This is a genomic window from Paracoccus marcusii (assembly GCF_006151785.1).
GTDB classification, from domain to species: Bacteria; Pseudomonadota; Alphaproteobacteria; order Rhodobacterales; family Rhodobacteraceae; genus Paracoccus; species Paracoccus marcusii.
This window is the reverse complement of the sequence record NZ_VDDD01000262.1, coordinates 1-1,056: the sequence shown is the minus strand read 5'-3', so window position 1 is coordinate 1,056 and position 1,056 is coordinate 1. Positions and strand designations below refer to the sequence as shown.

Genomic DNA, 1,056 nt, shown 5'->3' with positions numbered 1-1,056 from the left:
GGCGTTGTTGCAGAACTCAGTCGGTGAAGGATTCACATCGGGAATCCATGCGGTTAGACGATCTGCATGAGCAAGCCCAAGCCCGCCCGCTACCGCACGACGAACTGGTCCAGCTACAACGATGCGCTCAGGAAGCGCGGATCGCTGCTGATCTGGCTGGACAAGGAGATGACCTGGCACGCGCCGCATGAGGGACGCCCAGGGCGCCCGCCGGTCTTTTCGAATGCCGCGATCCAGTTTTGCCTGTCGCTCAAGGTTCTGTTCAAGCTACCGCTCAGGCAGACAGCCGGAATGGTCGCGAGCCTCCTGCGCCTGGCAGGGCTAGACTGGCCCGTTCCGGACTACTCGACGCTGTGCCGCAGACAGAAGACCCTCAAGGTGCAGATCCCCTATCGCCGTGCCGAAGGGCCGCTGAATCTTCTGGTGGACAGCACCGGCATCAAGTTTCTTGGCGACGGCGAATGGCAGGCCCGCAAGCATGGCGTTCAGGGCCGCCGCCAATGGCGCAAGGTGCATCTGGCGATGGATATCGCCACCTCGGATATCCGGGCCGTCGAGTTCACCCCTAGCCGGGAAGGCGACAGCCCAGTCCTGCCGGACCTGTTGGGCCAGATCCCCGAGGACGAGGACATCGGCACCGTGACCGCGGATGGTGCCTACGATACCCGCCGCTGCCACGGCGCCGTCATCGCACGCGGTGGCACGGCAATCATACCGACCCGAAGGAACGGTCGAGCTTGGAAAGAGGACTGCCCGGCTGCCAAGGCGCGCAACGAAACCCTGCGCGCCACGCGTCACTACGGTCGGGCATTCTGGAAGCGGTGGACCGGATACCACGCCCGTAGCCGAGTGGAGGCCAAGATGCGATGCCTGAAGGCCTTCGGTGAGCGCATCGCCGCGCGGGATCCAGATCGCCAAACCGCCGAAATCCACATCCGGGTCGCCCTTGTCAATCGCTTCAACGCGCTCGGCACCGCCCACGTCGTCCGCGTGGCATGAAACTGAATGGGAAAGGGGCACTCACAACTCAGGCCGACTTTCTGCAACAACGCCGGT

General features: G+C 63.8%; 1 protein-coding gene. It reads left to right on the top strand.

What is annotated here, in order from left to right; genetic code table 11:
• Positions 1 to 66 precede the first annotated feature (66 nt).
• The gene (locus tag FHD68_RS18670) at positions 67 to 999 is read left to right on the top strand and encodes an IS5-like element ISRhba5 family transposase (protein ID WP_007803217.1); all 933 of its coding nucleotides are present in this window, start codon (positions 67 to 69) and stop codon (positions 997 to 999) included.
• Positions 1,000 to 1,056: the final 57 nt, after the last annotated feature.

Excerpts from the sequence above, each read along its gene's own strand:
- FHD68_RS18670 (WP_007803217.1), top strand. The coding sequence starts at position 67 with ATGAGCAAGCCCAAGCCCGCCCGCTACCGCACGACGAACTGGTCCAGC.